Source organism: Streptococcus sp. HMSC064H09 (assembly GCF_001812625.1).
Lineage (GTDB): Bacteria > Bacillota > Bacilli > Lactobacillales > Streptococcaceae > Streptococcus.
On record NZ_KV809556.1, the window covers coordinates 50,717 to 74,793 of the forward strand.

At 40.5% G+C, this 24,077-nt stretch carries 24 protein-coding genes; 18 read left to right on the forward strand and 6 right to left on the reverse strand.

Annotation, left to right across the window (positions count from 1 at the left end):
• Positions 1–555: 555 nt before the first annotated feature.
• Positions 556–1,509, reverse strand: coding sequence for a hypothetical protein (locus HMPREF2867_RS01620; protein ID WP_070575313.1), 954 nt, complete (start codon positions 1,507–1,509; stop codon positions 556–558).
• Positions 1,510–1,712: 203 nt separating this feature from the next.
• Between HMPREF2867_RS01620 and rpsF the strand changes: the two genes are divergently transcribed.
• Genes rpsF through rpsR form a run of 3 tightly spaced genes read left to right on the forward strand, consistent with a single transcriptional unit; the run spans position 1,713 to position 2,814 of the window.
• On the forward strand, positions 1,713–2,003 hold the full coding sequence (rpsF, locus tag HMPREF2867_RS01625; protein WP_003093185.1) for a 30S ribosomal protein S6: 291 nt from the start codon (positions 1,713–1,715) through the stop codon (positions 2,001–2,003).
• An 11-nt stretch (positions 2,004–2,014) separates the two neighbouring features.
• A complete protein-coding gene (locus HMPREF2867_RS01630) occupies positions 2,015–2,533 on the forward strand; it encodes a single-stranded DNA-binding protein (protein ID WP_002891844.1) in 519 nt (172 codons plus the stop codon).
• Positions 2,534–2,574: 41 nt separating this feature from the next.
• Positions 2,575–2,814 (forward strand): 30S ribosomal protein S18, encoded by a 240-nt coding sequence (rpsR, locus tag HMPREF2867_RS01635; protein ID WP_000068665.1) that lies wholly within the window; start codon positions 2,575–2,577, stop codon positions 2,812–2,814.
• 125 nt (positions 2,815–2,939) lie between these two features.
• Here the strand turns inward: rpsR and HMPREF2867_RS01640 are convergent, their stop codons facing one another.
• The 3 genes from HMPREF2867_RS01640 to HMPREF2867_RS01650 form a co-directional block, all read right to left on the reverse strand.
• Positions 2,940–3,821 (reverse strand): DUF4300 family protein, encoded by an 882-nt coding sequence (locus HMPREF2867_RS01640; RefSeq protein WP_070575316.1) that lies wholly within the window; start codon positions 3,819–3,821, stop codon positions 2,940–2,942.
• Between the two features lie 116 nt (positions 3,822–3,937).
• The gene (locus tag HMPREF2867_RS01645; RefSeq protein WP_070575319.1) at positions 3,938–4,609 is read right to left on the reverse strand and encodes a DUF1129 domain-containing protein; all 672 of its coding nucleotides are present in this window, start codon (positions 4,607–4,609) and stop codon (positions 3,938–3,940) included.
• A 68-nt stretch (positions 4,610–4,677) separates the two neighbouring features.
• The gene (locus tag HMPREF2867_RS01650) at positions 4,678–5,622 is read right to left on the reverse strand and encodes a magnesium transporter CorA family protein (RefSeq protein ID WP_060972417.1); all 945 of its coding nucleotides are present in this window, start codon (positions 5,620–5,622) and stop codon (positions 4,678–4,680) included.
• Between the two features lie 295 nt (positions 5,623–5,917).
• On the opposite strand from HMPREF2867_RS01650, the gene uvrA reads away from it, so the two are divergent.
• The 10 genes from uvrA to nusB all read left to right on the forward strand — a co-directional run bounded on the left by uvrA (position 5,918) and on the right by nusB (position 14,311).
• Entirely contained in the window at positions 5,918–8,743 is a 2,826-nt protein-coding gene (gene uvrA / locus HMPREF2867_RS01655; protein ID WP_070575484.1) for an excinuclease ABC subunit UvrA, read from the forward strand.
• A gap of 95 nt (positions 8,744–8,838) precedes the next feature.
• Entirely contained in the window at positions 8,839–9,081 is a 243-nt protein-coding gene (locus tag HMPREF2867_RS01660) for a DUF3923 family protein (protein WP_037602605.1), read from the forward strand.
• A 174-nt stretch (positions 9,082–9,255) separates the two neighbouring features.
• Positions 9,256–9,405 carry a hypothetical protein gene (locus HMPREF2867_RS11285; protein WP_171966959.1) on the forward strand — a complete coding sequence of 50 codons (150 nt, stop codon included), beginning with the start codon at positions 9,256–9,258 and terminating at the stop codon, positions 9,403–9,405.
• 504 nt (positions 9,406–9,909) lie between these two features.
• Positions 9,910–10,755, forward strand: coding sequence for a thioredoxin family protein (locus tag HMPREF2867_RS01670; protein ID WP_070575321.1), 846 nt, complete (start codon positions 9,910–9,912; stop codon positions 10,753–10,755).
• 43 nt (positions 10,756–10,798) lie between these two features.
• On the forward strand, positions 10,799–11,080 hold the full coding sequence (locus HMPREF2867_RS01675; protein WP_060971696.1) for a hypothetical protein: 282 nt from the start codon (positions 10,799–10,801) through the stop codon (positions 11,078–11,080).
• A 132-nt stretch (positions 11,081–11,212) separates the two neighbouring features.
• On the forward strand, positions 11,213–12,274 hold the full coding sequence (locus tag HMPREF2867_RS01680) for a M24 family metallopeptidase (RefSeq protein ID WP_070575324.1): 1,062 nt from the start codon (positions 11,213–11,215) through the stop codon (positions 12,272–12,274).
• A gap of 18 nt (positions 12,275–12,292) precedes the next feature.
• Positions 12,293–12,748, forward strand: a complete 456-nt coding sequence (locus HMPREF2867_RS01685; RefSeq protein WP_002884736.1) for a deoxycytidylate deaminase — start codon at positions 12,293–12,295, stop codon at positions 12,746–12,748.
• A gap of 115 nt (positions 12,749–12,863) precedes the next feature.
• Entirely contained in the window at positions 12,864–13,424 is a 561-nt protein-coding gene (gene efp / locus HMPREF2867_RS01690; protein ID WP_002891830.1) for an elongation factor P, read from the forward strand.
• A 70-nt stretch (positions 13,425–13,494) separates the two neighbouring features.
• Positions 13,495–13,884: an Asp23/Gls24 family envelope stress response protein gene (locus HMPREF2867_RS01695; protein WP_002884704.1), complete on the forward strand. Its 390-nt coding sequence runs from the start codon at positions 13,495–13,497 to the stop codon at positions 13,882–13,884.
• Positions 13,877–14,311 carry a transcription antitermination factor NusB gene (gene nusB, locus HMPREF2867_RS01700; protein WP_002884506.1) on the forward strand — a complete coding sequence of 145 codons (435 nt, stop codon included), beginning with the start codon at positions 13,877–13,879 and terminating at the stop codon, positions 14,309–14,311. Before HMPREF2867_RS01695 ends, nusB begins: the two co-directional genes overlap by 8 nt.
• A gap of 90 nt (positions 14,312–14,401) precedes the next feature.
• On the opposite strand, the gene HMPREF2867_RS01705 is transcribed toward nusB, so the two are convergent.
• Together HMPREF2867_RS01705 and HMPREF2867_RS01710 are read right to left on the reverse strand one after the other, a co-directional pair.
• A complete protein-coding gene (locus HMPREF2867_RS01705) occupies positions 14,402–15,367 on the reverse strand; it encodes a LacI family DNA-binding transcriptional regulator (protein ID WP_070575327.1) in 966 nt (321 codons plus the stop codon).
• Positions 15,368–15,375: 8 nt separating this feature from the next.
• Positions 15,376–16,818 (reverse strand): sucrose-6-phosphate hydrolase, encoded by a 1,443-nt coding sequence (locus HMPREF2867_RS01710; protein WP_070575330.1) that lies wholly within the window; start codon positions 16,816–16,818, stop codon positions 15,376–15,378.
• A 189-nt stretch (positions 16,819–17,007) separates the two neighbouring features.
• On the opposite strand from HMPREF2867_RS01710, the gene HMPREF2867_RS01715 reads away from it, so the two are divergent.
• The 5 genes from HMPREF2867_RS01715 (at position 17,008) to secA (ending at position 24,077) form a co-directional block, all read left to right on the forward strand.
• The gene (locus HMPREF2867_RS01715; protein WP_038676753.1) at positions 17,008–18,909 is read left to right on the forward strand and encodes a sucrose-specific PTS transporter subunit IIBC; all 1,902 of its coding nucleotides are present in this window, start codon (positions 17,008–17,010) and stop codon (positions 18,907–18,909) included.
• A gap of 182 nt (positions 18,910–19,091) precedes the next feature.
• The gene (gene scrK / locus HMPREF2867_RS01720) at positions 19,092–19,985 is read left to right on the forward strand and encodes a fructokinase ScrK (protein ID WP_070575333.1); all 894 of its coding nucleotides are present in this window, start codon (positions 19,092–19,094) and stop codon (positions 19,983–19,985) included.
• 65 nt (positions 19,986–20,050) lie between these two features.
• Positions 20,051–20,998 carry a mannose-6-phosphate isomerase, class I gene (gene manA, locus HMPREF2867_RS01725; RefSeq protein WP_070575335.1) on the forward strand — a complete coding sequence of 316 codons (948 nt, stop codon included), beginning with the start codon at positions 20,051–20,053 and terminating at the stop codon, positions 20,996–20,998.
• A gap of 2 nt (positions 20,999–21,000) precedes the next feature.
• Positions 21,001–21,345 (forward strand): hypothetical protein, encoded by a 345-nt coding sequence (locus HMPREF2867_RS01730; RefSeq protein WP_083312367.1) that lies wholly within the window; start codon positions 21,001–21,003, stop codon positions 21,343–21,345.
• A gap of 182 nt (positions 21,346–21,527) precedes the next feature.
• Positions 21,528–24,077 carry a preprotein translocase subunit SecA gene (secA, locus tag HMPREF2867_RS01735; RefSeq protein WP_070575338.1) on the forward strand — a complete coding sequence of 850 codons (2,550 nt, stop codon included), beginning with the start codon at positions 21,528–21,530 and terminating at the stop codon, positions 24,075–24,077.

Here is a 24,077-nt window from a genome sequence, read left to right on the forward strand (position 1 = left end):
GAAATGTTAGTAGGTATAAAAATGGAGACACTTAAGCTGTTGCGTAAAATAGCTTAAGGAGTGATACCGATGCCAAATGAGTAAACTATCGACAAAAGTTAAATGCTTAAATCTTGTAACAAAGTACCGAGGTGACGCTTATGTTGATGTTTGATGTAAGTCGTTATAAGAACGGCGACAAGTAAAACTCATTGAGTGGTCAATGGGGAGATAGGTCTCAAATCATACGAATCAGAGGTGATTACTATGATGATGAATTTAGGACGTTATAAAAATGGAGACACTTCAAGTTATTGCATAAAATAGCTTAGGGAGTGATACCAATGTAATAGAGAATTTACAGTACATAAAAGTTATTTGTAAGTTGATGGAGGTAATCTATGATTGCTAGGTATAAAAATGGTGACACACAATGACTCCTCCTTATGAAAATATTTTTTACAAAATTCCAAAAGGATGTTCTAATGACAATTGAAGAATCTTAAAAGCTCATTCTAGCGTGTAAGAATGAGCTTTTTGATATGTTGAATATTAGTGGATTTTAGTGAGAGACTCTTAGTCCTTTTTGTTCAACCGAACCTTCCGTAGGAGAGCAAGCCTTTTTTGTTCTTTTACTAGAGTCGTAAAGATTTGGTATTGATTTTTAAGATGCGGTAGGAAACTCTTAGGAATTTTACTATCGAAGTTTAGGTTGTTCAGAAATATGGGGGCACTACTGTCTCTATAGATTTGTCCTTGGAAGAAGTAGTTGTCGGTCACGATATCAACTGAGATACGTGATGAGCGCCATCGACGTTTGCGCATGTACTTGGGTTTCCAACGAATCTTAAGTTGCTGGTCCTTGATATACCACCCCATGATGTCTATTTTAGCGGTCTGTTTCGTTTTGTCATCAAAGTAGGTTACTGGTACGCTTAAAACCTGCTGGCTTCTTGGTGAGGTTAAGAAGGGGTGAAAATCAGGAATGAAGTCGTAGTCCTTGCTAGACACTTCCGATAGACCGTCTTCTTCTCGTATTTTGCCACGGCTGACGTACTTGAAGAAGTCAAAACTCTTACCTTGTCTTTCTAGTCGTTCAGCCTCTAATTGATATCTTGTCACCTGATCACCGGTATTTTTAGTCGTCTTGAGGTAACGCATGATTTCTGCATCCTTGTAGTAAAGAGCAACGAGATTTTTTAGACGTTGACTAGGGTTCAGAGAGTGTAACTTGTCTGGAAAGGACAAGATTTGTATGTTTTGGACAGCGGCTAAAGGAACAGCAGCGATACCAGATAAGAGCTTGTCTAGTTCAAAGAGGGAGACGGTATCAAAATGACTGGTATGACCAAGCTGATGTGTTATGTCAACAACAAAGAGGTTATTGTCCTGTTTGAAAGTGATAATGTAGACGTCACTCGGACCTAAGTTTTTTAAATCATATTCTAGGGAAGTAATAGGAATATTATAGTAGTGGTTAAAGGTTGGAAGCCCTAGTTTTTCTCCTAATTTCTTTTTATGATAAAGCATTCTCTTATTTTAGCATGAAGTTTGGCCGGAGAAAAGACGACTCATAAGGCTTAATTTTTTTCTTAGCGATTCAAATTTCTATCTATTCACTTTTCCCTTGCATTATCCTTCAAACTTTGGTAGAATTATATCTTGTGAGTGCACCTCACTTACTCGTGGCGAAAGACCATGAGTCATTAGACCAAAAGAGGAGGAAAATATCAATGGCTAAATACGAAATTCTTTATATCATTCGTCCAAACATTGAAGAAGAAGCTAAAAACGCTTTGGTAGCACGTTTCGATTCTATCTTGACTGACAACGGTGCAACTGTTGTTGAATCAAAAGATTGGGAAAAACGTCGTCTTGCATACGAAATCCAAGATTTCCGTGAAGGACTTTACCACGTTGTTAACGTTGAAGCAAACGACGATGCAGCTCTTAACGAGTTTGACCGTCTTTCAAAAATCAACGGTGACATTCTTCGTCACATGATCGTTAAACTTGACGCGTAAGAAGGTAAATTATGATTAATAATGTCGTACTCGTTGGTCGCATGACCCGTGATGCGGAACTTCGTTATACACCAAGTAACGTTGCTGTTGCAACATTCAGCCTTGCGGTTAACCGTAACTTCAAGGGTGCTAATGGTGAACGTGAAACAGACTTTATTAACTGTGTTATCTGGCGCCAGCAAGCTGAAAATTTGGCTAACTGGGCTAAGAAAGGCGCATTGATTGGAATTACAGGTCGTATTCAGACTCGTAACTATGAAAATCAACAAGGTCAACGTGTTTACGTAACTGAAGTTGTCGCTGATAATTTCCAAATGTTGGAAAGCCGTGCGGCACGTGAAGGTCACAGTGGTGGTTCTTACAACGCTGGAGGATTTGATAATTCAAATTCATTCGGTGGTGGAGCTTCAACTGGTGGTTCATTTGGTGGATCACAACCTGCGCAATCTACACCAAACTTCGGTCGTGATGAGAGTCCATTTGGTAATTCAAATCCAATGGATATTTCAGATGACGATCTCCCATTCTAAGAATGGACAAAACGAATTAAATATATAAAGGAGAAATAAACATGGCTCAACAACGTCGTGGCGGATTCAAACGCCGTAAAAAAGTTGATTACATCGCAGCTAACAAAATCGAATATGTTGATTACAAAGATACTGAGCTTCTTAGCCGTTTCGTTTCAGAACGTGGTAAAATTCTTCCACGTCGTGTAACAGGAACTTCAGCTAAAAACCAACGTAAAGTAACAACAGCGATTAAACGCGCTCGCGTTATGGCACTTATGCCTTACGTAAACGAAGACTAAAAATAATACCCTCGACTGAGGGTGTTTTTTTATGCCTTGATTATGTAGGCTTTTGTCGTTTCTAGGGCTGACAGTGGAGAGTTTAATTTTATACTTTAGAGAAAAAGAAAAACCAACTGGTCTTCTCATTTATCTTGAGGAGCTAGTTGGTTGTTTTGTGGTATATAGAGTGTGTTTTCTAAGAAATCATCAAATTTTTGGTCGTTAACGAGGATATCGATATTGTCTTTGAAGACCTTGAAGCGGTTGGATAACCAGTGTGTTTTGATGTCTGCCCAATTGTTGAAGCGACTCCACCTGTAAGGAAGTGTAGGGTCCTGTTTTTCAAAGACATAGATACTGCCGTCTTTTTCGTAAGCTATAGCCGTGTGGAAATTGCTGACATCACCAGGGCTATTTTGAAAGACCGATAGGAGTTTAACCTTCTCTGGAAACTTGAGTCCAGCTTTTTTCCAAGCTTTAAGGAGATCGTCTGTAGACTGATAGCTAATATTATCACCAAAAAGGAGACTGTAGAGAGCTTGATCCTTGGCAGTTAACTCTTTGTGGTGTGACTTAAGATCTATAAATTCGTTTTGAAGGGGGAGTTCTAATTTGGTGAGGTCCTCTGAGCTTGTAATAAGGTCGTGAAGAAGGAGGAAAGATGTTCGTCGACAGTTTAAGTCGTCAGTAAAGTGTGATTTATTCTCTTCAAAAGTTTTTTCATTAAGGAAGGTGACGAATTGGTTTTGATCTTTGCCGATTTTACTTTTGGTCCATTTTTTGACAACTGGCTGAAGGTTTGTATTTTCCTGATTGTAACGAGTAATATAAGGGGCTAGATTGTTCCAGTCTTTTGTTGGAATGCCCTTGCTTTTTAAGGCTTTTGCTAGCTGTTTTTCCTGAGTGGAAGTCGTCACATTGTTAAAACTATAGTAAGCTTGATAGTTTTTCTGAGTATTCTTGTGGCTGCATGCCATAAGTAATAGGCAGCAAGCAATGATTAGTAGGGGGAATTTGATACGCATCTATGGGATTTCTTTCTTTTGTCTATTAACTTTAACATTTTAGTATAGAACAACCAACTGTGTCAAGATTTCTGACGTAAAAAAGCACCCTTCTGGGTGCTTAGGAATGAGATTGATTAAGATGCAGGTGCGTAAGTACTTTGAACGTTGTAGTGACGTTTGAAGAAGTATTTGGCAACACCAGCGATGACACCAATGATAAGGATTACAATTGGTGAAAGACCAGGGTTGAGGTAGCTTGGAAGAAGGGCTGTAAGACTAAATAGAGCAAACCATGCAATAAAAGAGAGAGTGATGATGGTCATGCTGAACCACCATTTTGGACGCTCTTCTTTTGGTTTGTTATTGTGACGGTAGATGTAGTGGTAAGGGGTATACATAGCAAGACCTCCAATGAATGACACTGAAAGCAGGGTTGTGAGGCCGTAACTAGTTTGTGTACCTGAGAAACCAAAGATTGCGTTCATGATTGCAACGATGGCTAGAAGGAGGAGTGAGGTATCAAGCCACATTTTCCAAGGTGTTTTGTCTGTTTCTGGTACTTCTTTGTTAGGCTTACCAGTTTCAGGTTGTTGGTGTTTTTCAGGAGAGAAACTAGCTGCCCAAACAGTTGGAGCACCAAGGAGTCCACGTCCTGTGATTCCTTTTTTCTGGTTTTCGATAAGTTCAGGAATAATATCGCCAAGAATGTCTTTGATTTCTTGGTCTGATTTTCCATCTTTGATGAGTTGGTTGGTTGCGATGTGGATAAATTCTTGGTTTTTCTTGGTGAGTTTTTGGATGTCCATGAGATGACCTTTCGATAAATAGTATTATTTTTTAGTTTTGTAGTTTAGGGAAAAGAAGAGGCTCTATGTTAGAACCATTTTTTCCTGATAAAGTAGATAACAACGCAGGATGACCCGAAGGCTGCGATGAAAAAGATAACCCAAAAGGCATTATCTAAATCGTTTAGAGGCATAGAATTATTTTTAAAGTTCATGCCGTAGGCAGAGAAGATAACGGTTGGAATGTCCAGAGCCATAGTCATGAGAGCGAGTGTCTTCATGATAGTGTTCTGGTTGTTGCCGATGATAGAAGCAGAGGTTTCAGCCATGGCATTCAAGACATTTTCATAGATGCCTGCCATCTCAATGGCCTGTTGGGTTTCGACCAGTGTATCTTCCAAGAGATCCTCGTCCTCGATATATTTCTTCAAGCTAGAGGCGTTACCTGTTAGCTTTTTGACAATTCGCTCATTCATCTTAAGTGAGGCTTTTAGATAGACAATGGATTTTTCCAATTCCATCATGTCAATCAAGTGCTCGTTTTTAGTCGCATTTTCCAACTGAGCTTCCAATTTATCGCTCTGACGGTCGATAGAACGTAGGGCGGTTAGGAAGAGTTGAGCATTGCGATAGAGAATCTGAAAGACAAAACGGGTCTTCATAAAGGTGTAGAAGTTACGTACACGGTGGTTGAGGAAGTTGTCCATGAGGCTGATGTCCTCGAGACAGGTTGTAACAACCACCTCATCGGTAACGATGATACCCAATGGAATAGTGACGTAGTAGCTTTTGTTATTACGCTCTTCTTGGGTTGGGACGTCGACCAGAATCAGGGTGTAGTCATCTTCGACATCGATACGTGATGTTTCTTCCACGTCCAGAGGGGCACGGAGGTCTTGAATATCAATGTTAAAACGTTCTGCGACCTTCATGGCTTCTTCTTGGGAAGGGTTCACCAAATGAATCCAAGCACCAGGCTCGAATGTTTCAATTTCTTTGAATTCTTTTCCGGTGGATAAGAACATTTGTTTCAATGGGAACCCCTCCTTTGTCATTAGGTAAGCGCTAGCGCCTTGATTATAAAAGGATTTGTAGAATCGCTTTTAAGTAAAATAAACACTGCTCTTAGCTTTTTTTAGTGATGTCAAATGAGGCTTGGGACGATGTTCCTTGCCTTTTTTAGACACTCCAATATTATACTACATTTGAAACATTTTTGGGCTGGATAAATTGAAATTTTGTTATAATATGAGAGAAAGTCGGGATGGATTTTCCCTCCGTCTGTAGAAAGGAGTGGCCGTAGCTTTTGGGCTAGGGCCTCTTAAAAATATGCAAGATAAGTTAGTGATTCATGGAGCAAGAGCTCACAATTTAAAAAATATCGATGTGGAGATTCCACGTGATAAACTGGTAGTGGTTACGGGTTTGTCAGGTTCTGGGAAGTCTTCCTTGGCCTTTGATACCATCTATGCAGAGGGGCAACGTCGTTATGTTGAAAGTCTCTCGGCTTATGCTCGTCAGTTTTTGGGTAATATGGAGAAACCTGATGTGGACTCGATTGATGGTTTGAGTCCTGCCATCTCTATTGATCAGAAAACAACAAGCAAAAACCCTCGTTCGACTGTAGGGACAGCGACGGAGATTAATGACTATCTTCGTCTCCTTTATGCGCGTGTGGGTGTCCCTTATTGTCCTAATGGTCATGGGGCCATTCAGTCGTCCTCTGTGGAGCAGATTGTGGACGAGGTTCTAGCTCTTCCTGAGCGTACGCGTATGCAGATTTTAGCGCCGATTGTTCGTCGTAGAAAAGGGCAACACAAGGCCGTTTTTGAGCGTGTACAAAAGGACGGTTATGTTCGTGTTCGTGTAGATGGTGAGATTTATGATGTCACAGAAGTGCCAGAGTTGTCCAAGTCTAAGATGCATAATATCGAAGTGGTTGTGGACCGCTTGGTGAATAAGGAGGGTATCCGTAGTCGTCTCTTTGATTCGGTGGAGGCGGCCCTTCGTTTAGCAGATGGCTACTTGATTGTGGATACCATGGATGATAATGAGTTGCTTTACTCAGAGCATTATTCTTGTCCAGTTTGTGGCTTCACAGTGCCAGAGTTGGAGCCGCGTCTCTTTTCATTCAATGCACCGTTTGGCTCTTGTCCGACCTGTGACGGTTTGGGTAATAAACTGGAAGTTGATATGGATTTGGTTATCCCTGATGCTAGTAAAACCTTGCGTGAAGGTGCTCTGGCGCCTTGGAATCCTATATCATCCAACTATTATCCAGCTATGCTTGAGCAGGCCATGGAGCAGTTCGGCGTGGATATGGATACACCATTTGAAAATCTGAAAAAAGAAGAACAGGATTTGATCCTCTATGGATCTGGGGACCGCGAATTCCACTTCCATTATGTTAATGATTTTGGTGGGGTGCGTGATATTGACATTCCTTTTGAAGGGGTTGTGACTAATATTAATCGTCGCTACCACGAGACCAATAGTGATTTCACTCGCAATGTCATGCGAGGTTATATGAATGAGTTGTCATGTCCAACTTGTCATGGCTATCGTCTTAACGAAGCAGCTCTCTCGGTTCGTGTTGGTGGTGAGAATGGCCTAAATATTGGTCAAATCTCTGATTTGTCTATTTCAGATCATCTTCAGGAAATTGATAACCTTGAATTGGGTGAAAATGAAGGAGTGATCGCTCGTCCAATTATCAAGGAAATCAAGGATCGCTTGACTTTCCTAAATAATGTAGGTCTTAATTATTTGACCCTCTCTCGTATGGCCGGAACCCTTTCAGGGGGTGAGAGTCAGCGTATCCGTTTGGCGACACAGATTGGCTCTAACCTTTCTGGAGTCCTATATGTTTTGGATGAGCCTTCTATTGGGCTTCATCAGCGTGACAATGATCGCTTGATATCAAGTCTTAAAAAGATGCGTGACTTGGGCAATACCCTGATTGTGGTGGAGCATGATGAAGATACCATGCGTGAGGCTGACTGGCTTATCGATGTGGGACCTGGTGCGGGTGCTTTTGGTGGTCAAATCATGGCCTCTGGGACCCCAGAGGAAGTTGCTAAGAACAAGAAATCAATCACCGGGCAATATCTGTCAGGTGCAAAATCAATTCCTGTTCCTCTGGAACGTCGTGTAGGTAATGGTCGTTTTATCGAGGTTAAAGGTGCTAGTGAAAATAACCTGAAGAATGTATCTGTCAAGTTTCCACTTGGAAAGTTGATTGCAGTCACTGGTGTTTCTGGTTCGGGAAAATCGACTTTGGTTAACGGAATTCTCAAGAAAAAAATTGCCCAAGAGCTTAATCGAAATAGTGAGAAACCTGGTAAACACAAATCAGTGACAGGAATCGAGCATATCGAGCGTTTGATTGATATTGACCAAAGTCCAATTGGGCGTACACCTCGTTCTAATCCAGCGACTTACACCGGTGTCTTTGACGATATTCGTGATCTGTTTGCCCAAACTAATGAGGCCAAGATTCGAGGTTACAAGAAGGGACGTTTCTCTTTCAATGTCAAGGGTGGCCGTTGTGAAGCCTGCTCTGGTGATGGTATTATCAAGATTGAGATGCATTTCTTGCCTGATGTTTATGTCCCTTGTGAGGTTTGTCATGGCACACGCTATAATTCTGAGACCTTAGAAGTTCGCTATAAGGGGAAAAATATTGCTGAAATTTTGGATATGACAGTTGATGACGCAGTTGACTTCTTTGCGGCTATTCCTAAGATTGCTCGTAAGGTGCAGACTATCAAAGATGTAGGACTTGGGTATGTGACCTTGGGACAACCAGCAACAACCCTATCAGGTGGTGAGGCTCAACGTATGAAACTAGCTAGTGAGTTGCACAAACGCTCTACTGGGAAGTCCTTCTACATTCTGGATGAACCGACGACGGGTCTCCATACAGATGACATTGCTCGTCTTTTGAAGGTGCTTCAGCGTTTTGCGGATGATGGCAACACTGTTCTCGTGATTGAGCACAATCTGGATGTTATCAAGACCGCAGACCATATCATCGATTTGGGTCCTGAAGGCGGTGTCGGTGGAGGTACTATCGTTGCTACAGGGACTCCAGAAGAGGTAGCAGCCGTTCCGGAAAGCTACACAGGACAATATTTGAAAGAAAAATTGACATAAAGGAAAAAGGGCTCTCTGAGTCTTTTTTTGCTTTAGGCTGGTTTAAGTTGAGTTTGCTATTCTATGGTTAAGAAAAAAGATACAGGAGCCAGACTATGGTTAAAAAGCGTTTTTTTATAGGATTTAATGGTATTCTTCTAGCCTTATTTCTAGATATTTGTCTTTTAATTAGTATTCGTACAGTGGATCATCACGGCCATTTTCAATCAGCAACAGATAAATGGGAAACTTTGCTTTATGTTTTAGGAATTTATTTTAGTTTTCTCCTTTTTGAAGTAATTTTTTATCTTATTCTGAAACACCGTAGAAATAAACAAGTTTTGGAACAGGTCTTATAAAGGCCTGTCTTTTTGTGTTCAGTGGTAGTGACATTTATGTCACTATTTTTTTGAAAAGGGAGAACTTATAATGACCTTATACCCAAATCCACTAGGTCTCCAAGACGACTAAATCTTTGTATAGTCCAAGTGGTTATTGCTGTATTTATTTTTGAAAAGAAAGGAGAAATAAGAATGCGAACTAAGGCATATGGTGAAGAGCTCAATGCTGAAACCTTAGAAAATGTTACAGGGGGTGGTTTTGTATCTAAACCTCAAACCTTACCTGAACGATTGGGTTGGAACAAATGGTGGTTGAAAAGAAGACCTCCTTATGGCGATTAGAAGTTACCATGAGCACCAGATATGGGAAAGAGGAGTATGGATAAACAGAAGAATAATCTTATTAGAAGTTTAAGCATTGTTATCGTGATTGTCTGGCTATTTATTGTGATCATAAATGCTACACTAAGTTTCACCGAAGGTGTTGCTTTTATTGACCATTGTCTCGTCTGGTCAACTTTTTCACTAGCTTTTTCTTTGTTTGCGCTTAGAGTAGCGAGTAAGGATAAGGAGAAATGATTGTCTCTGCTGATTATTATAGTCTTAGGTTGAGTTTATTTGCTTAGCCTTTTCTTTTTATCTTTAATCCTATGGAATAGTGACATCTATGTCACTATTTTTTATTTCGTTAAGCTCTTATAATGAAGTCATAGCTTGGACTTAGTGGCTAAAATATTAATATAAATAGAAAAAGGAGAGGAACATGGTAATTAGTGTCATGGTACCATTGCTTTTGTTAATTGGTAAAAAGTAAGATGTAACACAGTAAACAAATAAGGAGAATACATGAAGAAAATACAATTTATTTTGATGGCGAGTTTTGTTTTAGGTACTTGCCAGTTAGCGGTGCTTAGTGGAGCAGCGGATGAGTTAGATGTTAAGGAATCTACAGTCGAATTATCCAATAATTCTGTTGAGAATGTGGAAGTTTCTTCTGAAACAGCTTCTCAACAGGTAGCTAAGAAAGTTGAATCTATTAGTGAGACAAAGGAAAATTCTCTTCCTCAATCATCACAGACAGGAGTGGTTGAGACAGAAGTAAGGTCCGAAGAGGTCTCGGTTGAAACTTATGAAAAGAATCTTGAAAACCTGAAGCCAGTCTCTTATAGTGATGTCACAAATATGTTGACTGAAGATGGCGGGGACCATATCCTTTATGTTGGCCGGCCAACCTGCTACTATTGTCGTCAAAATTCTCCAGTTTTGAAGGATTTCAATACCCTGATTGATGGTCAGCTTCTTTATTACAATACAGATTCAGATCAGTTGGACCGTGAGTCTCGTAAACTACTATTTGATAAGCTAGGAATTCCAGGGACTCCAAGTGTCATTCGTCTCAAAAATGGTCAATTGGTTTCTGGCTATCTTGGCAGTGCTCCAGATGCCCAAGCTATTTATCAGGCTGTTTTCAAGGAAGATACTGAGAAAACAGAGACACCAGAGGGAACAGGAATAGTAGAGAAGGTGGAAAATCCCTTACCTGAGTCCTCTTCTGAAGATACTATCAAGGATAGTGATAAGGATGTAATTAATCATACTGAAGGGTCTGTTACTAGCCTAATGTCTCAAATTAAGCAAGTTTTTAGGAATCTAACAGATCTGCTTATAAGTCTTTTAGGGAAATTTATCTAACAGACTATTTTCTAAGTTGGAGAAATAAAAGAACTTATCAAATATGATTTCTTCTTTGCTTGTCTTGTTTGTGAAGAATACCTTAACGGCCTTTGTAACGGCTTATTTTGGAGTAACAGGAATGACTTTCTTCACGCTCTATTTGGCTAGTTTAGGGGATACCATGACTAAGCTGATGACTTATGTGCCATTTAGTTTTATGCGAGCAGTCTTTACTAGTGGTCAAGGGTTCTTTAATCTTCGCGAAGCCTTTGTTTTGTTTGTTTGGACTACGGTTTTGCTCATTTTTATGCCAACTATCTACGAAAAGCGAGCCTTTGTGTAATGCTAATAAAGTCAGAGTTTGATCTGGCTTTTTCTTTATGACCTCAAAAAAACAATCTAAAATGTCAATTTAATCCTTTAGAATCTGAAAATTTGGTATAATTAACCTAAAATACCAAAGGAGTAATTCATAATGCAACGTAGACTTGAACGATTTGATGCCAAACTTGCCCAATCAGGCCTTGATGCCTTGTTGGTGACAGGACAAAACAATATTTATTATTTGACAGATTTCTGGGGGACAAATGCGACTATCTTCATCACTAAGAATCGTCGCCTCTTCTTAACCGATTCACGTTATACCCTCATTGCCAAACAATCCGTGCATGGCTTTGATATTATCGAAAGTAAGGACCCACTTAAGGATATTGTTAAAATTATCGAGGCTGATAAACTGGAAACAATTGGATTTGATAATCAGGTATCATTTGCTTACTATCAAGGTCTTCAAGCGATCTTTGAAGGCTACACTTTATCACCACAAAGCAACTTCATGGAAGAGTTGCGTATGATCAAGGACGAAAAAGAATTGGCAACTATCCGTAAGGCTTGTTCTATCTCAGACCGTGCCTTTACAGATGTACTTGATTTTATTAAACCAGGTCAAACAACAGAACTACAAGTGGCAAACTTCCTAGATTTTCGTATGCGTGAGTACGGAGCTTCAGGGGTTTCCTTTGAGTCTATCATTGCTTCAGGTTACCGTTCTGCTATGCCTCATGGGGTTGCTTCAGAAAAGGTTATCCAATCTGGTGAAACCTTAACGATGGACTTTGGTTGCTACTACAACCACTACGTTAGCGATATGACTCGTACTATCCATATTGGTGACACCACTGATGAGGAGCGTGAAATTTATGATATCGTTCTACGTTCTAACCAGGCCTTGATTGACGCAGCTAAGGCTGGTATGACACGTCGTGACTATGATAAGGTTGCGCGTGATGTTATTGTCGAAGCGGGGTACGGTGACTACTTTACACATGGTATTGGACATGGTATTGGTCTTGACATTCACGAGATTCCTTACTTTGGTAACTCTGATGAAACTATCGAAGCTGGTATGGTCTTGACGGACGAGCCAGGTGTTTATTTGGCTGATAAATACGGTGTTCGTATCGAAGATGACATCATTATCACAGAAAATGGTTGTGAATTGATTACCCTTGCGCCTAAGGAATTGATTGTTCTCTAAGATTTGGAGGAGTACTTTATGCCAAACCGTTTATCTTGGCAAGATTATTTTATGGCTAATGCAGAGCTGATTTCTAAGCGTTCTACGTGTGACCGTGCCTTTGTTGGAGCTGTTTTAGTCAAGGACAAGCGTATTATCGCTACAGGTTATAACGGCGGAGTTTCTGAGACTGATAACTGTAACGAAGTAGGCCACTATATGGAAGATGGTCATTGTATTCGTACGGTACACGCAGAGATGAATGCCCTTATCCAATGTGCCAAAGAGGGGATTTCTACCAAAAATACAGAGATTTATGTGACTCATTTTCCTTGTATCAACTGCACCAAAGCCCTCTTGCAAGCTGGTATTGTTAAGATTACATACAAGGCCAATTATAGGCCCCATCCCTTTGCGATTGAATTGATGGAACAAAAAGGCGTTTCTTATTTGCAACATGATGTTCCAGAGGTTCACTTAGGAATGGATGACTAGTTTGTTCTTTGAAAAAAGCCTGAGGATTGGGCTTGAATCTATAAAACATTTGAGCCATGCTATCATTTATGGTAAAATAAACTGATAATAATTTTTTACAAAGAGGTATTTAATAATGATTGAAGCAAGTAAACTCCGTGCGGGTATGACTTTCGTAACTAACGATGGCAAATTGATCAAAGTTCTTGAAGCTAGCCACCACAAACCTGGTAAAGGTAACACAATCATGCGTATGAAATTGCGTGATGTTCGTTCAGGTTCAACTTTTGATACTAGCTATCGTCCAGAAGAAAAATTTGAACAAGCAATCATCGAAACAGTACCAGCACAATACTTGTACCAAATGGATGATACTGCATACTTCATGAACACTGAAACATATGACCAATATGAAATCCCAGTAGCCAACGTTCAAGAAGAATTGAAATTTATCCTTGAAAACTCAGACGTAAAAATCCAATTCTACGGAACAGAAGTTATTGGTGTTCAAGTTCCAACAACTGTTGAATTGACTGTTACTGAAACACAACCATCAATCAAAGGTGCAACAGTTACAGGTTCAGGTAAACCTGCAACACTTGAAACTGGTCTTGTGGTTAACGTTCCAGACTTTATCGAAGCTGGTCAAAAATTGGTTATCAACACAGCTGAAGGTACTTACGTATCACGTGCCTAAGCCCAACTAAGTCTTTCAAACCGCTGGTTTGAAGGCTTTATTTTCCAAACTAACGGAAAGGAAACATGCGATGACTACAGAAAATATCGGTGAAATTGTAATTGCCCCTCGCGTGCTCGAAGTGATTACAGGTATCGCTGCAACTAAAGTGGAAGGTGTTTACGCCCTTCAAAATAAAAATGTTACGGATAGTCTCAGCAAAACAAGCTTGGGACGTGGTGTTTACCTCCGAACAGAAGAAGATGGTACTGTAAATGCTGATATCTACGTCTCACTTCAGTATGGGGTTAACGTACCAGCGGTTTCAATTGAAATTCAAAAGGCTGTTAAAGCAGCTGTCTATGATATGGCAGAAGTGGCAATTTCAGAAGTCAATGTTCACGTTGAATCTATTGTTACTGAAAAGTCACAAAAACCAGACTTGGCTGAATTGTTTAACGAGGATTTTTTGAATGACTAATATCTTTAAAGATTCACGTCGTGACCTTCGTGAGCGTGCTTTTCAAACGCTTTTTGCCCTTGAATTTGGTGGAGAAGCTCTGGAACAAGCACATTTCGCTTACACTTATGACAAGCCAATTGACGAAGAAACTGAAGTTGATGTACCAGCCTTTCTCCTTAGCCTAGTAACAGGTGTCCGTGAAGAGTTGGCCCAACTTGATAGTCAAATTGAAGAAAAGTTGAAAGAGGGTTGGAGCCTCTCACGTTTGATTGTGACAGATCGTACTCTCCTTCGTTTGGGACTTTATGAAATCACGTCATTTGAAGAAACACCAGGACGTGTAGCTATTAACGAAATCATTGAAATCGCTAAAAAATATTCTGATGAAACATCTGCTAAGTTCATTAATGGTGTACTTAGTCAGTTTGTGACAGATGAGGCATAAGCAAAAGAAGTTGAGCGTTGTTTCAACTTCTTTTTTTCTACAAATGTAACAAGAAAAAAGTCGCAAGCGGAGATTTCTTGCGACTTTCATTTATATACTGCCACCAGCAATCAGACTCACTGGAAGTACATAATCACGATTAACTGTTTTGCCTTTAATTTTCTTGAGAAGAATTTCGACACAAAGCTTAGCAATTTCATCCAAAGGTTGTTGGATAGTTGCTAACTCTGGGTAGAAGTGACGGATAAAGGCGGTACCGTCATAACCGATGATTTTTAGGTCATCTGGGATAGAAAGTCCCAATTGTCTAGCTATCTTCATAACCAAGATAGCTGTTAAATCGTCCGAAACAAAGATGCCATCTGGTTTTTCACGAGAGAAAATAGATTTGATTTCTAATTCTCGTCGCATGAGAGACAAATCGTTTGGAACAGGACAAATAATACCTTTCTTGTCCAATTCATAATTAAAACCTAGTTGACGAAGTCCTGTTGGAGAATCCGAATTATCATAGCCTGTAATCATGACAATGCGTTGACAGCCAGCCTTGACCATAGCTCTTGCGGCTAACTTGCCACCTTCAAAGTTGTCAGACGAAACAATAGGAATCTTTGGGGCGAGATTACGGTCGAAGGCAACGATGGGAGCTTCAACCTTCTCATAATCCTCAATACCAAGATTGTGACTAGACGAGATGATGCCGTCACATTGGTTGGCGGCAAGCATCTCCAAATAGTCTCTCTCCTTGTTAGGATCATGCTCACTATTACAAATAATGGTTTTATAGCCTTGCTTAAAGAGTTCATCCTCAAGACGTTCAATAAGTTCGGCATAAAATACATTGGAAATATTTGGGAAAATCAAGCCAACGAGTTTGGCCGACTTTCCTTGGAGGCCTCGAGCCAAATTATTAGGCTTGTAATTTAGCTCTTGCATGGCAGCGTGGACTTTGTCAATGGTCTTCTGTGAGAGGTAGCCCTTTTTGTTTATGACGCGAGAAACTGTGGTTGGGCTCACACCAGCCAGTTCGGCAACGTCAGTAAGCTTTGCGACCATAAATCACCTTAGTATTTCAAGTCGAAGTAGTGTCCAGAAACGTTTCCTGACGTTACTTTGATACCAGTTTGTTCTGCACTTGGGAAAACACGACTAGTGAAGACTTTCTCACCTTTGTTGAAGTAAATTTCAACGATTGAGTTATCTACAAAGATGTTTGCGGTTGCAGCTTGACCGGCATCAAGTGTACATTCACGACTTGTTCCAAAGTCAGTAGCATATTGTTCACCAGCTTTAGAACGGTCAAGGATAACTTTTCCGTTCTCAGTATCAACAGTAAGTGACAAGCCATTTCCTTCTTGGTCTGCGAAGAGGACAAGTTCTGTTTGAGTGTTAGCTTCAAAGTTAAGTTCAAGCTCGTAAGTGTTAGTTGTTGCCGTTTTTTCAGAGAAATCTTCTTGACTAGCACGTAAGCTTGTAATAGCTTCTACTGGGTATTGGTAGAGTTTACCATCTTTGATAGATAATTCTTTAACCAAGCTCATAGCACCTTGGTAGTCGTATTTGTCAGTTGGATAGTCCACGTCTGGGAGACCAATCCAGCTAACAATAAGGGCACGACCATCAGGAGTGTTAAATCCTTGAGTAGCATAAGCTTCGAACCCGTAGTCCAAGTTAATAATTGGTGTGCCATCAACAAGGGCAGGTTTCTCAGGGTCGAAATCTTGGAAAATCTTATAAGTATTAGGGTAAATATTGCCATAGTCAAGTTCTTCTTTATCAAGACCTTGTGGGCTATAAAGAAGAACAGGTTTGGTATCTACAAAGACAAGGTTAGGACACTCAATCATGTATTCTGAGCCAGTACCACCAAAGTCTAGGTCTCCAACTTCAACCCAGTTTTCGACATCATTATCAATAGCTTTGTAAAGTTTGATAAAACCTTGTTTATCGTGGTTTTGAGCACCTACGATAGCGTAGAATTGTCCCTTGTAATCGAAGATTTGAGGGTCACGGAAGTGCTCAGTAGCGTCAGCAGGTTGTTTGATAAGAACCTTGTCGAATTTTTCGATTTTGCCGTCTTTATCCATCCAAGCGCCGATTTGACGTGGGTCACGAACCCAGTTTTCATCACGAACGTTCCCAGTATAGAAGATAAAGAGTTTATCACCGATTTGATAAGCAGAACCTGAGTAGGCACCGTGGCTATCATTTTCATGGTCTGGCAAGAGTTTGACACCAGTTTCTGTAAAGTGAACCAAATCTTCAGTTTCAGTATGCACCCATTGTTTCAAACCATGAGCAGCTCCAAATGGCCAACTTTGGTAGAAAAGTTGGAACTTACCATTAAAGTAAGAAAAACCGTTTGGATCATTAAGAAGCCCTGTTTCTGGTTCGATATGGTAGCTTGCACGCCAAGGTGATTTAGCGACATTTTCTTTAATTTTTGTTTTTTCTTCGTCTGTCCAATCTGCGTATGGACGGTAACGAACTTCTGTTGGTAGATTCATATTTAGTAATCTCCTAATCTATTTGTTAGTAATATAGTAAACGTTTTACCTAGAAAAATCAACGATTTATCACAAAAAATAAAAAAAATATGCTAAACGGTTGACATATGGCAGAAAGATGCTAAAATAGTTATCGTAAAGAAAAGCTAAACGCTTTCATACCAAATTTTATTAAGGAGAATTTTGCAAATGGATAACAAACAAATTGCAAAAGAAGTCATCGATGCCCTCGGTGGACGTGAAAACGTCAACAGTGTTGCTCACTGTGCGACTCGTCTACGTGTGATGGTTAAAGATGAAAACAAAATCAATAAAGAAAAGGCTGAGAACATTGAAAAAGTTCAAGGTGCTTTCTTCAACTCAGGTCAATACCAAATGATTTTTGGTACAGGTACTGTTAACAAGATTTACGACGAAGTCGTTGCTCAAGGTCTTCCAACAGCATCTAAAGACGAACAAAAAGCAGAAGCTGCTAAACAAGGGAACTGGTTCCAACGTGCTATCCGTTCATTCGGTGACGTTTTCGTTCCATTGCTTCCAGCAATCGTAGCGACTGGTCTTTTCATGGGTATCCGTGGAGCAATCAATAACGATACAGTTCTTGGTTTGTTCGGTACAACATCAAAAGCTTTTGCTGCTACAGATTTCTACACTTACACAGTTGTATTGACAGATACAGCCTTCGCCTTCTTCCCAGCCTTGATTTGTTGGTCAGCCTTTAACGTATTTGGTGGTTCACCACTTCTTGGTTTGGTTCTTGGTTTGATGATGGTTAACAACGCCCTTCCTAACGCTTGGGATGTTGCATCAGGTGCTGCTAAACCAATCTACTTCTTTGATTTTATTCCAGTAGTAGGTTACCAAAACTCAGTGCTTCCAGCCTTCTTCGTAGGTTTGCTTGGTGCTAAGTTCGAGCAATGGGTTCGTAAATGGGTTCCAGATGTTCTTGACCTTCTCTTACGTCCACTTATCGTCTTTGCAGTAATGTCAGCTTTGGCCCTCTTTATCATTGGTCCTGTCTTCCATACTGTTGAAAGCTATGTTCTTGCTGCTACAGAATGGATTCTTAACTTGCCATTTGGTCTTGCTGGTCTTGTTCTTGGTGGAGTTCACCAAGTTATCGTCGTTACAGGGGTTCACCACGTCTTTAACTTGCTTGAAGCTAACCTCATTGCTAATACTGGTAAAGATCCACTTAACGCTATCATCACAGCTGCTATGACTGCCCAAGCTGGTGCGACACTTGCAGTGGGTGTTAAAACTAAAGATGCTAAATTGAAAGCACTTGCTTTCCCTGCAACTCTTTCAGCGGTACTTGGTATCACTGAACCAGCTATCTTTGGGGTTAACCTTCGTTTCGGTAAGCCATTTATCATGGGTCTTATCGCTGGTGCTGCCGGTGGTTGGTTGGCATCAATCCTTAACCTTGCTGGTACAGGATTTGGTGTAACAATCGTTCCTGGTACTCTTCTATACCTTAACGGTCAAGTACTTAAGTATGTGATTATGGTACTTGTAACACTTGCTCTTGGTTTCGCTCTTACTTGGATCTTCGGTTACAAAGAGGAAGAAGTTGAAGCTCAAAAAGAAGTTGTTGCTGAAGATATTGCATCTGCAGAATCAGCTCCAGTTGCATTGCAAGCTGAAACAATCGCTGCACCACTTAAAGGTGAAGTTGTAGCTTTGGAAAATGTTAATGACCCAGTCTTCTCATCAGGAGCTATGGGTAAAGGTGCTGCTATCAAACCTTCAGGTAACCAAGTAGTTGCACCATTTGATGGTGAAGTGCAAATCGCCTTCCCAACAGGTCACGCTTACGGTCTTAAATCTGATAAAGGTGCTGAAGTGCTTATCCACATCGGTATCGACACTGTCTCACTTGAAGGTAAAGGATTTGATGCTAAAGTTCAAGCAAATCAACGTATTAAAAAAGGTGATGTCTTGGCTACCTTCGATAGCTCAGTAATCACTGAAGCAGGTCTTGACGATACAACTATGGTTATCGTTACAAACACTGCAGACTTCGAAGATGTTTCATCAGTAGCGACTGGTTCAGTTGCTGAAGGTGCAGACTTCATCGCAGTTAAATAATAAGCTAGAAAAGTCGAAGTCAATTCGGCTTTTTTAGTTAAAAGTCTCATAAAGAAAAGTATGAAGCAGAGTAGTCTGTACCTTGTCAAATAAGGCCTCATTTAGATTGTCTTTTATCCTGCTTTTCTTTATAATAGTATAAGATAGTTATTTATAGATCACAGAAGGAGATAGCTTTAGATATGGCTAAACTTTACGGAAGCTTGGAAGCTGGTGGTACAAAATTTGTCTGTGCTGTTGGTGATGAGAAATTCCAAGTCGTTGAAAAAACCCAATTCCCAACAACTACACCTTACGAAACAATTGACCGTACGATTGAATTTTTCAAACGTTATGAAGATCAATTGGCTGGAATTGCAATTGGTTCATTTGGACCAATTGATGTTGATCCAAACTCTGAAACATATGGTTTTGTGACTTCAACACCAAAACCACATTGGTCAAATGTCGACCTTCTTGGTTTGATTGCTAAAGAGTTTAATATTCCTTTCTACTTTACGACTGATGTTAACTCATCTGCTTATGGTGAGACACTTGTTCGTAAAAGTGTTAAGAGTCTTGTTTACTACACTATCGGAACTGGTATTGGAGCCGGTGCTATTCAAAATGGTGAGTTCATTGGTGGTATGGGTCACACTGAAGCTGGTCACGTATATGTACCTCTTCACCCAAATGATGTTTCCAATGAATTTAACGGAACTTGTCCATTCCACCGCGGATGTTTGGAAGGTTTGGCTGCTGGTCCATCACTTGAAGCCCGTACAGGTATTCGTGGCGAATTGATTGAGCAAAATTCTGAGGTTTGGGATGTTCAAGCTTACTACATTGCTCAAGCTGCTGTCCAGGCAACTGTGCTCTACCGTCCAGAAGTTATCGTCTTTGGTGGTGGTGTTATGGGGCAAGAACACATGCTTCGTCGTGTTCGTGAAAAATTCACAGCTCTTTTGAATGGTTACCTTCCAGTACCAGATGTAAATGAGTATATTGTGACACCCGCTGTTTCAGGTAATGGTTCTGCAACGCTTGGTAACTTCGCACTTGCTAAAGACGTAGCTGATAAGCATGCAAACAAATAAACAAAATATGTAAAATCGCTTTAAGAGATAATCTTAAGGCGTTTTGCTCTATACAGGAGGGTGTAATGGAACCTTTATTTTTAGATTCACCAATGCATGAGAAAATCTGGGGAGGTAATCGCCTCAAGACAGAGTTTGGTTACGATATTCCCAGTGAACACACTGGTGAATACTGGGCAATTTCTGCCCATCCTAATGGTGTATCCTATGTCAAAAACGGAAAGTATGCTGGTTTCCACCTGGCAGAGCTTTACAAGGATAAACCGGAACTTTTTGGAAATCCCAAGACTAGTGTTTTTCCTTTGTTGACAAAGATTTTGGACGCTAATGACTGGCTCTCAGTACAAGTACACCCTGATGATGCTTATGGACTAGAGCATGAAGGTGAGCTAGGAAAGACAGAATGTTGGTATATTATTGATGCTGAAGAGGGTGCAGAGATTATTTATGGTCACAAGGCTAAGACCAAGGAAGAATTGGCGTCCTTAATTGAAGCAGGTGATTGGGACGGACTTTTGTCGAAAACTTCTGTTAAGAAAGGTGACTTTTTCTTTGTACCAAGTGGTACCATGCATGCTATTGGTCCAGGTATCTTGATCTTAGAGACCCAACAATCTAGCGATACCACTTACCGTGTCTATGATTTTGATCGTAGGGATGATCAGGGCAATAAACGTGAGCTTCATATTCAACAGTCTCTCGATGTCTTGAATCTAGGGGACCCAGAAAATAGCGTCCCAGCAACTGTTAAGACCTTGCAATTAGAGTCGACTTGTTTGACATCAAACTCCTTCTTCACCGTATATAAATGGAAACTCAGTGGCTTGGTTGACTTCAAGCAATCAGCTCCTTATTTGCTTTGTTCGGTACTTTCTGGAAATGGGACTATGACTATCGATTCACGCATTTATTGTCTAAAAAAAGGTGATCACTTCATTCTTCCAAATGATGTGACAGATTGGGAAATTGATGGACAATTGGAGATGATTGTCAGTCACCCTAACGAGGCTTAAGTATGAGTAATGAAAAAGTTTTAGCTGCACTATTTGAGCGTATTGAAATCGGCAAATCTTATTATTTTGAGGGAGCTTACTATCGTCTGAAAGACTATGGAGATCACATTTATGGCTTACAACGGGCCATTCCTGGTATGTGCGGTGAAAAAACGGCATCCCCTAGCATTAAATTTTACTGGAAAAATGGTGTCTTGGACTATCAATTCTACGTTGATTTTGAAGCTAGCCCTATGATAATGAAGGCCTATAGCGGCACCGACCATGCCTTCTTTGAGCAGGCTTTTGAAAATCTCTTGCATGATTTTGAGGATATCCTAGAGAGCCAAGAGAACTCTAAGAAGTAGTTTTAAAGCATTATTGTCGATATTTTCAGTGAATCTAATAAAAAAGTTTTCGTTTATTTGCAAATCCATTGTGAAAGCCCTTAAACTAGGGCTTTTTTCTTTGTCAATCCTTGAGTGATTTCTTGTTTAAAGGGGGCTTTTGTGGTAAAATATGGAGATAAAGACTGTCGAAAGGAAAAAAGATGGCAAATATATTACGCAAAATCATTGAAAATGATAAAGGCGAAATTAAGAAACTAGAAAAAACTGCCAAGAAAGTCGAGAGCTATGCTGATGCAATGGCGGCTCTTTCAGATGAAGAACTTCAGGCAAAAACAGAAGAATTTAAAAAACGATATCAAAACGGAGAAAGCCTAGACCAACTCTTGCCAGAGGCATTTGCAGTTGTTCGTGAAGGGGCAAAACGTGTCCTTGGACTTTTCCCATATCGTGTGCAAATCATGGGTGGTATCGTTCTTCACCATGGTGACGTACCAGAGATGCGTACAGGGGAAGGGAAAACCCTGACTGCGACAATGCCTGTTTACCTAAATGCTATTTCAGGTGAAGGCGTGCACGTTATCACCGTTAACGAATACCTTTCAGAGCGTGATGCGACTGAAATGGGTGAGCTTTATAGTTGGCTTGGTTTGTCAGTAGGGATTAACCTTTCAGCCAAATCACCAGCTGAAAAACGTGAAGCTTATAACTGTGACATCACTTATTCAACCAACTCAGAGGTAGGTTTCGACTATCTTCGTGATAACATGGTTGTTCGTAAGGAAAACATGGTACAACGTCCATTGAACTATGCTTTGGTCGATGAAGTTGACTCAGTTCTTATCGACGAAGCTCGTACACCATTGATCGTATCAGGTCCTGTAAGTTCAGAAACTAATCAGTTGTATCATCGTGCGGATGCTTTTGTTAAGACATTAACAGAAGATGATTATGCTATTGATATTCCAACGAAAACGATTGGTTTGAATGACTCAGGTATTGACAAGGCTGAAGAATTCTTCAACTTGGATAACTTGTACGATATTGACAATGTTGCCTTGACTCACTATATTGACAACGCCCTTCGTGCCAACTACATCATGTTGCATGATATCGACTATGTGGTCAGTCCTGAGCAAGAAATCCTTATCGTTGACCAATTTACAGGTCGTACTATGGAAGGTCGTCGTTTCTCAGATGGACTCCACCAAGCCATTGAGGCAAAAGAAGGTGTGCCAGTTCAAGAAGAAACGAAGACATCTGCCTCAATCACTTACCAAAATATGTTCCGTATGTACAAGAAATTGTCAGGGATGACTGGTACTGGTAAAACTGAGGAAGATGAATTCCGTGAAATTTATAACATGCGAATCATTCCGATTCCAACCAACCGTCCAATTCAACGTATTGACCATGATGACCTTCTTTACCCTACCTTGGATGCTAAATTCCGCGCTGTGGTACAAGATGTTAAACGTCGTTATGAAAAGGGGCAACCAGTCCTTGTTGGTACGGTTGCCGTTGAAACATCTGACTTGATTTCTAAGATGTTGGTTGAAGCAGGTATTCCTCATGAAGTGCTTAATGCCAAGAACCACGAAAAAGAAGCGCATATTATCATGAATGCGGGTCAACGTGGTGCCGTTACGATTGCGACCAACATGGCCGGTCGTGGTACCGACATCAAACTTGGTGAAGGGGTTCTTGACCTTGGTGGACTCTGTGTCATTGGTACAGAGCGTCACGAAAGCCGTCGTATCGATAACCAGTTGCGTGGTCGTGCGGGACGTCAAGGGGACCCAGGAGAATCTCAATTCTATCTTTCACTTGAAGACGAATTGATGCGTCGCTTCGGTTCTGATCGTATCAAGCAAGTCTTGGAACGTTTGAATGCTGATGATGAGGATATTGTTATCAAATCACGTATGTTGACACGCCAAGTGGAAGCGGCTCAAAAACGTGTCGAAGGAAATAACTACGATACTCGTAAACAAGTCCTTCAGTACGATGACGTTATGCGTGAACAACGTGAAATCATCTACGCTGAGCGTTATGATGTTATCACAGCGGAACGTGACCTTGAACCTGAGATTAAGGCTATGATTAAGCGTACGATTAACCGTACGGTAGATGGTCACAGCCGCAATGATCAAGAGGAAGCTCTTAAAGGTATCTTGAACTTTGCTCGTCAGGCCTTGGTTCCTGAGAATGCCATCTCACTTGAAGATTTACAAGAAGTGGGAGAGGTAACGAAACGTAGTGTTAATTATGACGCTATTAAAGTTTACTTGAATGAGTTAGCAGATGATGTTTATGCTCGTCAAATCAAGAAATTGCGTTCAGAGGAAGCTATCCGTGAATTCCAAAAAGTCTTGATTTTGATGGTTGTTGATAACAAGTGGACGGACCACATCGATGCTCTAGATCAATTACGTAATGCCGTTGGTTTGCGTGGTTATGCACAAAACAACCCAATCGTTGAGTATCAATCTGAAGGGTTCAAGATGTTCCAAGATATGATTGGGGCAATTGAATATGATGTGACACGTACAATGATGAAAGCACAAATTCATGAGCAATCTCGTGAAAATGTGAATGAACGTGTTTCGACAACAGCAACAGGCAATATCCAGGCCCACCAAGCAGATGCTAATGGTCAAGAAATTGACTTTAGTAAGGTTGGTCGTAATGACTTCTGTCCATGTGGCTCTGGTAAGAAATTTAAAAATTGTCACGGTCGTAAACAATTTTAG